Consider the following 10,374-nt stretch of genomic DNA (forward strand, 5'->3'; position numbering starts at 1 on the left):
GCGAAACAGTCGAGCATCCGTTCGGCACCATGAAAGCCCGCATGGGAGCGACACACTTCCTGACCAAAACGCTTCCGAAAGTGGCGGCCGAAATGGCGCTCTCCGTCCTGGCCTACAATCTGACACGGGTCATGAACATCGTCGGGATCAAGCCGCTGATGGCTGCGATCGCGGCCTGACACTAAGCTGGTCCTGGTTCCCTCGACTGCCTTGAGACCGGCGTTTTTACACGACCAAGGACCCATTGCGGACCTTTGGCGGCGCGATTCTAATCGCGACGTTGAAGCGGGACCGCCCGTCGTAGTAGAAGGTAGCTATGCGCTCTCCCTTAGCGGTGTCACATTTTCTCGCGGTGTGCTTTATGGTTCTCGCACCTGCGGCGCCAGCATTGTCAGATGACCATCCTGACCGCTCGCGGGACAGTCCGCACCTGGAGTGGCGCACCCTTGCTCAAGGACGGGTAGATTTCAAAGTCTCAGACCCTGCGCTAGTACCGCATTCATTGATGCTCGCAGCCGAACGCTCTCGTTGCCGATACAACGAGGGCCTTCAGGTAGAGCCAATTCATTTTCTTGAAACCGCGAACCGGCTCCTTGCCATCGTTACCTGCTGGGGTCCTATCAAGTCGCATCATCAAGTTTTTGATCTTTCAGATCGACAAGTAGCGAAGTTGCTACAATTCCCAATAGCCGCCCAGTCGGACGGATTTAGCACATCGATTGCCGCGCCCGGAGCCGTTGTCTGGCAAAGAGAGAGCGGGCTATTCCGCTCGGAGACAACCTCCGATGTGATAGGCACCCCACGTGCGCGTTATACTTATCGGCTCGATGCTGGCACGGACGGCTTCGTGGTGCTTCGAGTGGAATATCAGAAGGTAGCCTCAGAATGGACTACGTTATGGGAAGCTCCCCGTTGGACCGACCTCACGAAGCGCCCTTGATGATGACCGCTTCTGGCCCATCAGCGAAGTCGCGGCGCACCTCGTTGAGGTCCGCTTATCGGGCGAGGCAGACTAGATTTGCTCAGGTTGAGTTCTTCCCATCTTGACCCAAACCGGACTGACATGTAGCGCCATCAAACGTCTCCCCTGGTCGATTGCAGACCGATTACAAAGCGTTTGAAGATGAACTCATCGCGCTCGACGATCAGCGCGGGTCCGCGTGTCCAATCCCAATCCACAACGGGAGGAGCGCGAACAACGTCAAGGCCGTCAACATAATTGTGCACCCGCATCTTGCGGTAGGCCGCGGCGGGCGACGCGGAAGGGTCCGGATAGGACACGCCCGTCGGAAACTCTTCCGGAAAAGGCCTGCAATAGGCGAAGCCACGCATCGCACTGTTGCGAAAATCGATGCTTGCTCCAACACGCGGCCCATCGCGAAGCAAGCTCTCGGCTCGCTGCACCACGTCGGTCGGCCAAGGAAGCGATCTCCACCCGCCGATATCGGGATAGTACGACGGCGGGAATGCGCCCCCCGGCACACCGTTGATGGTGCCTCCGCCATTTCGGGTCGACATCCCGCGGTCAGCGACGCCGTTATCAAGCCCGGCCATCAACTTTCGACGCGGATAGGTTCTTGAGTCGTCGCGGTCGGTCTGCATCGGCCTTTCGGGATCCACGAAAGGATCGATTGCATCGTGATCGGCTGACGTCGTGGGGCGCCAATAGCGTGGCTGGCCGGAGGGCCATAACGCGTGCGCCCGCTCTCGCTCCTGGCCAAACAGTCTGAACCGCGCATAGCCAAAACAGCCTACTCCCATTGGAACGGGTGCAGGCTTCAGATGCAACCGTTCAGTGGCCGCAGGTCCGCTCGGCGTATGATACGATTCGCGCTTAACCAGGTTGGGCTGTTCACGACGAAAGGTCGCGAAGTCGTTTGGACCCGCAGGCTCAATCGTACTTCCGCCAAATGAAAGCACGGACATCGGACTGTCATATGCATCTTCAGAAAGGTAGGCCGTTCCAAACGCTAGTGTTTCGGCGTCGTCGAAGACAGCAACGATTGGCAGCAAGTCGCCAGGCACTTTGCCGTTCGCGGTCGTCTCACCATTACATGCGCTCGGGGGCCGCACCACCAGCCCCTTGCCGTCGCTCATGCGACGACCGAAAACGCTTGGGATCAGTCCGACTTCGAGCGTCCGTCCGCCATCCATGTAATTTGTCTGCTTTACGTTGCAGCCGACGACGATGTCGAAATTCTGAGGCTCGCCTTTGTAGGTGAGAATAACCTTCAAGCGATAATATGTACTGTTGTCGCGCTCAACCGATTTCGTGAAATTCCAATTGCCGAGCAGCGCCGCCCGGATAGCGGGATGAGAAATGCCGAAGACGGCCACCAGCAGAGCAAGCATGGCTGCAAGAACGATGGCATTCGTCGCTCTCATGACAGCCACCGAACATGGAACTCGATTGGATCGAGAGCCTTCAGCAAGACAATCAAGGCGACAAATACAGCTCCAACAACCGCAATTCCTCGCATTCGAAACCGCCAAACTCGGACTTCCTCTGAAACAGTCATCCCTGTTCCTTCGGGATACGTACGCTCTCGCGCCTAACTGGCTCTGCGGCTTTGGTCTTCGAATGGCGGACGACTGAGATGTCTCGTGAGACGCCCCTCATTGCCCCAGCCGTAGCGCTTAGCGAACGGAACGTACACAAGGCAGGCGAGGGCCAACGCTATCAACACCACGAGAAGGCTGACGCCGAGGAACGTGTAGGCGCTTGACGTGCCGCCGACGACGAGGACGAGCATAAGGGTGGAACGAATGCTGAAAGGTGACATGCCCGCTAAAGTAACACGAGGACGCTCTTAGCTGGCAGCTCTCTGACGATTAGGGTTTGCAGACCATTAAGTCAGCTTCTGGCCCATCAGCGAAGTAGCGGCGCACCTCGTTGACGTCCACTCAGTGAGGCATAGCGGACCAGATTTGCTCAGGTTGAGTTCTTCGCATTTGTGACCCGAAGCGGAAATCGTCCACAGATCAGGCGTCTTTTCAGGATGCATGAGATCGTGTAGTCTTTAAAAAGCTGTCGGCGCAGGCGGGAAAATGCCGAATTCCTCGCGCGACTGAACGGACAGCAGTCGTGCCATCGGCAGGCATTGCACTCGAAATCACCGACTTCCTTTTTCGCCGGTCCTTCAACATTCGCATTTTAACGCGGGTGCGCGTATCCGCGGCCGATTTCCATTGAGTCCTGAAAACGCGGCCGAGAGAGCGGTGCCTGCGAGGAAGGAGACTCTCCATGGTCGACCACCCCACCATTCCGATTGAATCGAACCTAGCACCGCCGGCCCTGCCGACCGCCCCGGTCACTCGCCGCTCGCTGCTCGGCAGCGCCGGCATCGCGGCTGGCGCTGCCATGATTGCATCTCCACCTAATATGCTCGGGATTGCAGCGGCCGCGGCCGAGCCTGTGAGCACGGACCCGCGACCGCTTGACGCCGCTTTCAAGCGCCGCGCCTTGGAAATTCGAGAAGCGTGCGCGCGGAACAACGAGAAAATTCCTATCGCGATGCACCCGACGAATGGCGATGAGGCGCGCTACACCAATAAGATCGGTTCGGATTCACGCGGTCTGCCGCACGACAAACGCGGCGAAGTGGAGCAGCTGGCATGGCAGGCGCTCTATGCCGCTTGCCAATCGGGCGATCCCGCTGATTTCGAAAGTATCCCGCTCGGCGGCACGCGCAAGCTGGTCAATCCCGTCGGCACGTTAGCTGTCAGTCTCAGCGGCATAAACCCCACCCAGGTTGCGATTCCGCCGGCGCCAACCCTAGCAAGCGCGGAGCGCGGCGGCGAGGCGGTCGAAGTATATTGGCAATCCCTGCTTCGTGACGTTCCGCTTACCGAGTTGCGCGACGACACCTCCAATCGCGACGTCCTTGCAGCAACCGAGGAGCTCAACAAGCTCGCCGATTTCCGCGGGCCTAAGTCTGGTGGGCGGGTCACGCCGGGTACGCTGTTCCGTGCTAATGCGCTTTATTTCGACCCTACCGACTCAAAGGGCCGCTCGGTCACACCTCCAGGCGTTTTGGATGGCCCACTGATCTCGCAATTCCTGCTCCGGGACGTGCCTTATGGCGCACAGTGGATCAGTGCTTCAATCCGCACCGCGTTGCCGGCCAACGAATTCCTGACCGACTATGAGGAGTGGCTGGCGATTCAGAACGGCGCCGCACCGAAACGCCGGTTGCAGTTTGACGCGACACCGCGATACATCACCACAGGAAGAGATCTCGCGGAGTATGTGCGCGCTGGCCCCGCACTCGGGTGGGCGGCAGCGCTGATGCTTGCGACCCCCGGCGGTGGAGCGGATCAACGGTACTCCGGAATGTATCCACTGGCGGAGCCCATCTCCTACCCGTCTAACCCGTATCGGAAATCGAAAACACAGGGACCTGCGGGTGCCACCTTCGGGTTGGCCTATGTGCAGGCACTACTCGCCACGGCGATCAGCAACTCCGTCCGCGCGGCCTACTGGCAGAAGTATTTCGTGCACCGGGCTTTGCGACCGGAAGCCTACGGTGGTCTGGCGTACCATCGGCTCGCCAATGGCGTGAGCGATTACCCGCTGCATGATAGCTTCCTGAAATCGGAAGCCCTCAATCGCAGTAAAGCCAAATACGGCACCTATCTTTTGTCACAAACTTACCCAGACGCTGCGCCCCTTCACTCCACCTATCCCGGCGGTGCCACGGGCGTCGGTGCCGTCACAGCTACCATATTGAAGGCGTTTTTCGACGAGAGCCGCGTCATCGTCAACCCGGTACAGCCCGATCCGGCCGACCCGACGAGGCTCGTGCCCTATACCGGGGCGCCACTCACGGTTGGTGGAGAGTTGAACAAGCTCGCCGTGAATTTCGGGTTCGGACGGAATTGGGCGGGCATCCACTGGCGTTCCGACGCTTCGGCGTCAATGGCGATCGGCGAAGAAGTGGCTATCGGCATGCTGCGGGACGAGCGCATGACCCTCCGCGAACCTTTCGACGGCTTCTCCTTCACGCGCTTTGACGGCAGCCGCTTGACGATCTGACAGCAGTCGGGCGGCGCCCCCTACGGTGGGGCGCCGCCCCGGTCCCGTGCAGAGTAGTGGAAGCGTTCTATGCCCGACAGCTTATTAGTGGAAGCAGCGCGGCGCCTCCACGGGCGGACCGGCTGATCGTTCCTCAAAAGTGAACTCAACTCAATCAGAGTTCGGATGCAAAGACATACCAGATGGTCGACCGAATCCGCGATGCGGCCGGAGAGCAATGGAAGCGGGCTCTCGGAGTGGAAGACACTCCGTGCCAAGTCTGCTTGTGGCCCGCTGCGGACCTTCGCTTAATGCGCCAAGACGTCCGCTTTGGGGAGATAAGCCGATCTTTGGCACTTGAGCTGCCAAGAGCAGGTTCGATCTGGTCCGATTTCATAGCGCCCGCGTCCTGTATGACTACTTACCCGAGTAAGCGAGGTCGATCTCCATCCGGAACGGAGCTAGTTGGAAGCGAAACAATCCCAAGTTAAGGCCCCCCGCATAGCCGACTGTGCTCCGTCGCTTCTTGGTCCTAGGGCAAACGCCTAGGCGGCCGATCGTAGGCTTCGCGCCCAAGAGCTGCTCTTTCCAACTTCATGTCTGCAAAAGCGCGCCGTGCTGACGTGCGAGAGATCCTTTCATCTCATCGACTCTGGAGGCCATGGTCAGCGGACTGCCCGCAAGTGCGGATATTTGCTGCAGCACCATTCTCGCGTTCCGGTCGTATCAGGCGGTGGTCAGCTTTCTAAGATTGAAAATGGGCTTCAGCTGCAGAGTGTTAGCTGGTTCATAATTTTTGTGGTACCTCGAGCTTAAGCTCTTCGAGACAAACGCTCGGGAGGCAACGATGACACCCGGCTGGCTCATTGTCCCTGTGACGATCGCCTCTATCTCCTTCCTGACCGTTGTGACCTTGATCATTCTTGGTGCTTGGTAGGCAGCTGGAATAGTATCGTCGAGAGCGCTCTGAAGGGGCGCCCACCGACCGACGCGACCTCATATCGGTCGAAACTCGATTGGGTGCGGCATGGATTGCCCGAAGTGCGGCAGAGTCAACCCAGAAGGAAAGAAGGTCTGCGGCGATTGCGGCGCGCCGCTATCCTTTTCCTGTCCCGCGTGCGGAGCCGACAATCCGAAAGGAAAGAACTTTTGTGGCGACTGCGGTGCGGCGCTCACGTCAACAGTACTGCCGCGAGTCATGGCGGCTGCCGGTGCAACAACCTCCATAACGGCACGGGTCACCGAGCGCTCGAGCTTATCACACGTACCAAGTTCTTCCGCCGAGCGCCGCCAGCTCACAATTATGTTCTGCGACCTCGTCGGCTCGACTGCACTTGCGACAAAGCTCGATCCAGAAGATCTACGGGACATTATCGCCAAGTACCGCGATAGCGTAGCGGCGATCGTCCGCAAACACGGCGGAACCATCAGCCGCTACATCGGAGACGGCATGCTCATCCTCTTCGGCCATCCTTCAGCGCACGAGGACGATGCCGAACGCAGCGTGCGCGCTGCCCTTGAGATCGCCGCGACTAGGCATGTGCCTGGAGGGCCGCCCGAGTTCGAGCTGCGGGTTCGCCTTGGGCTCGCGACTGGTCTCGTCATCGTAGGTGACCTTATCGGCAGCGAGGCTGCAGAGACACAGGCGGTCCTTGGCGAGACACCGAATCTTGCTGCTCGGCTGCAAGCGCTCGCTGAACCAGATGGCGTGGTCATCGCTGAGGACACGCGACGGCTCATCGGCGGGCTTTTTGACTACGCGAACCTCGGCGCGGTGGCTCTGAAAGGCTTTGCTGCCCCGGTGCAAGCATGGCGAGTGCTTCATGAGGGAACGGCCGAAAGCCGCTTCGAGGCGTTGCACCCTTCGATGCTCGCTCCGCTGATTGGACGTGAGGAAGAACTCGCGCGACTGGAGCGGAGATGGGACCTTGCGAAGGCGGGTAGCGGCCAAGTAATGCTGCTCGTCGGCGAGGCTGGCATTGGCAAGTCTCGCCTGGTTGCGGCTCTCCAGGAGCGTATCGAGCGCGAGCCGCATACCTTCTTGCGATATTTCTGCTCGCCGCATCATCAGGAAAGTGCGCTCTACCCCTTCACTGCACAACTCCAGCGAGCTGCTGGTTTCGATCGTGAGGACGCACCAAATGTGAAGCTCAACAAGCTAAGGCTGCTACTATCCCCAGCATTGCCGTCCGACGAGGACGTGGCGATCCTGGCCGAGTTGCTGTCGATTCCCAGCGGTGACCTATATCTGCCGGTTGCTGCTACGCCGCAACAAAAGAAGGAGAGAAGCTTCGCCGCTCTGGTCGGCCAGCTTGAAATTCTTGCAGAAAAACACCCAGTCATGGTCGTGTTCGAGGACATGCAGTGGATCGATCCGAGCTCGCGCGAGCTGTTGGACCGGACGGTCGATCGCGTAGCAAGCCTACCAGTTTTGGTCCTGATCACCTACCGCCCCGAGCTCCAGCTCGTATGGAGCGGAAAGCCGCACGTCAGTTTGCTTGTGATGAATCGGCTGGACCATAAAGCGGGTGCCATGCTGATCCGAAGCGTGGCCGGCAGCCGGACGTTGCCGACCGAAATTGTTAATGAGATTGCTGAACGAACGGATGGCGTGCCGCTGTTCGTTGAGGAGTTGACCAAAGCGGTGCTCGAGACAAGCAGCGAGGGGATCCCGCGAGCCATCTCCGTCGCGCCGCTACCCGGACTTGCTGTGCCTGCCACGCTTCATGCGTCATTGATGGCGCGGCTCGACCGGATCGGTCCGATAGCTAAGGAAGTGGCGCAAGTCGGCGCGGCTATCGGCCGCGAGTTTTCCTATGATCTGCTTGCCGCCGTTGTACAGCGATGCGACAACGAGCTGCAGGCGGCACTTGGTCGGCTAATCAATGCCGAGCTCATGTTTGGGCGTGGCGAACCGCCTGACGCCAATTTCTTGTTCAAACACGCACTGATCCAAGATGCGGCGTACGGCACGCTGTTGCGCAGCCAACGCCGCGAGCTGCACGCTCGAATCGTGGGAGCGCTTGAGGAGAGGCTCTATAAGGGCATTCAAGAGCGACCGGAGATCCTAGCCCATCATTGCACGCATGCAGGTCTGATCGAAAAGGCAGTGTCGTATTGGCAGGAAGCCGGTGAGCGCTCAAAAGCCCGGTCGGCAATGACAGAAGCAATCGCTCAGATGCGAAAAGCGCTCGATCTGCTATCCCATCTGCCCGATACCGCCGGACGCCAAGGCACCGAAACCGACCTCCAACTCGCGCTCGGCGGCGCACTGATCGCTGCGAAGGGACATGCGGCCGAAGAGACCGGCAAGGCTTATGCCCGAGCTCGCCGCCTTTGCGAGCTACTGAACGACAGGCCGAACCTGCTCAAGACGCTCTGGGGGCAGTTCGTGCACTATCATGTGCGGGGCGAAACGGACCGATCGCATCGCATCGCTGAGGAACTGCTAGATTTGGCCGGACGACAGAACGATGCGGCCATTCTTGTCGCCGGTCATCGGGCTGTCGGCGACAGCTGCCTTCATCGCGGACAATTGGCCTTGGCGCGCGTCCATCTCGAGCGGGGGCTTGCCCTTTACGATCCGTCGCAGCAGCGCTCTTTGACGGCACTGTTCGCAGAAAACGCCCGCGTGGCGATGCTTTCGTTCCTCTCGCTAACCTATAGCCTTCTTGGATTTCCCGATCAGGCGCTTGTTCAAAGCAGTGAGGCAGTCTCAGAGGCGCGCGGGTCCTCCCATCCGATCAGCCTTGCCTTCGCGCTGAGCGTCGCTTGCCGGTTGCATTTCGTCCTCGATGACGCGGGTATGGTCGCGCAACTGGCAGAGGAGCTAGTTGCGCTTACCTCGGAGCAGCGCTTTGCCTTCTTTCTCGCGATGGGGACCGCCTATCGCGGTTGGACGCTGGCCGAAGCCGGCGACGCCGAGGCCGGGGTGGACTTACTGCGACGCGGTATCGAAGGATTCCAGGCCTCCGGCGCGGCATGGACTCTTCCGTTCTACCTCGCGCAGCTCGCGGCAGCCGAGGCAAAGAGAGCACGATTTGAAACCGGCCTCGGTCAACTCTCCGACGCCTTGGTACTAACCCAGAAATTGGGGGTGCGATGGTTCGAGGCCGAGCTGCATCGGCGACGAGGCGAGTTGATGCTGGCGGCTCGGCCGGACGCCGAGGCCGAGGCTGAGACCGAGTTTCGACACTCCATTGCTATTGCTCGCCAACAGGAGGCGAAACTCTGGGAGGTCCGCTCCGCCGCCACTCTCGCCCGGCTCTGGCGCCGCCAGGGCAAGGATGATGAAGCACGCGACCTTCTCGCCCCGGTCTACGATTGGTTCGACGAGGGCTTCGATGTTCGCGACTTGAAGGACAGCAAGGCACTCTTAGAAGAACTCTGCACATAGCACGAACTTATCTCCGAGCTCGTCTCTGAAGATGCAGACACGGCATCTCAATACCTTGACTCCTCACGCGCAAGGTTGTGCATCAAGCTGCCCGGAGCAGGGGCAAGTGGTGGTTCGAGAGCGGAACTGCGCTTCAGCTTCTGGTCCGAGGGCGAAGATCGCGACCGAGCCGGGCACGTCAGCAGCCGACGCCAGACCGGGCGTGGTGAGGGCGCGGCCAAATCGACGCTCGCGACCCGGCGGGAACTTGGCGAAGCTGTGTTCGCATCGTAGACTTTTACGGTCGCGAGCCGCTCCGCCCGCCTATGCAATGGGAGCCCCGCTATGTGGCGAGCCATTTTTGTCTGGGACGTGGGACAGCATTGTTTGTAATCGGCAATCAGATTACATTCGGACAATAGCCAGCAACGATTGAGCGGACCGACCTTCTCAAGACTGCCCTTCCAGAAATGGAGGGCAAGGACATAAACGTCTGGGGTTGCTGACATTCCGCCGAACTCCTAACGGCTGACATTCGCACCCAACACCGAGATTCGTGTATTACTCGAAGGTGCGGTTGTCTACGAAGTAGATGGAAAGCCGCCGCAGACCTTCAAGGCAGGCGAGGCATACGCGGAGATGCCCGGCAAGGTTCACAACTTTAGAAACGCGAGCTCGACGCAGCCAGCGAAGGCTCTCGGTTTCCAATATGGCAACAGAGGCCAGCCGCTCCAAACCAATGCTCCATGAACGTGTCTGCGCGCTGCGACTATCTTGGTGCAGTAGCTAGGCGGCTATCTGAGGTAAAGCGGACGTGGCGCCAACCTGTTCGCAAAGGCAGCTTGTGACCCTGGCTGTGTGAAAACACTGGCTGCTGTTATGATTCTCCTGTGATTCTTTGGGGGAATCGATGAGGCGCTTCGTTGAAGAGGCGGATCGTGGGCAGCGGACGCTGTTGCCCGAATGCCTCGATGACTTCATTGAC

5 protein-coding genes and 1 pseudogene are annotated in these 10,374 nt (G+C 59.5%); 5 read left to right on the forward strand and 1 reads right to left on the reverse strand.

What is annotated here, in order from left to right; translation table 11 throughout:
* Positions 1–179: transposase (locus AC066S_RS37945; RefSeq protein WP_478270258.1), on the forward strand; the 179-nt coding region annotated here is incomplete at its 5' end.
* Between the two features lie 895 nt (positions 180–1,074).
* Here AC066S_RS37945 and AC066S_RS37950 read toward each other — a convergent pair.
* Entirely contained in the window at positions 1,075–2,385 is a 1,311-nt protein-coding gene (locus AC066S_RS37950; protein ID WP_135171779.1) for a hypothetical protein, read from the reverse strand.
* Positions 2,386–3,244: 859 nt separating this feature from the next.
* On the opposite strand from AC066S_RS37950, the gene AC066S_RS37955 reads away from it, so the two are divergent.
* From AC066S_RS37955 to AC066S_RS37970, 4 genes and pseudogenes are all read left to right on the forward strand, one after another.
* Entirely contained in the window at positions 3,245–5,035 is a 1,791-nt protein-coding gene (locus tag AC066S_RS37955; protein ID WP_135171778.1) for a vanadium-dependent haloperoxidase, read from the forward strand.
* 1,006 nt (positions 5,036–6,041) lie between these two features.
* Positions 6,042–6,167 (forward strand): annotated as a pseudogene (locus tag AC066S_RS37960) (double zinc ribbon domain-containing protein); the annotation flags it as partial.
* A 45-nt stretch (positions 6,168–6,212) separates the two neighbouring features.
* Positions 6,213–9,410 (forward strand): ATP-binding protein, encoded by a 3,198-nt coding sequence (locus tag AC066S_RS37965; RefSeq protein ID WP_478271873.1) that lies wholly within the window; start codon positions 6,213–6,215, stop codon positions 9,408–9,410.
* Between the two features lie 531 nt (positions 9,411–9,941).
* On the forward strand, positions 9,942–10,139 hold the full coding sequence (locus tag AC066S_RS37970; protein WP_478271874.1) for a cupin domain-containing protein: 198 nt from the start codon (positions 9,942–9,944) through the stop codon (positions 10,137–10,139).
* The last annotated feature ends 235 nt before the right edge of the window (positions 10,140–10,374 follow it).

Source organism: Bradyrhizobium sp. CFUWI (assembly GCF_056429085.1).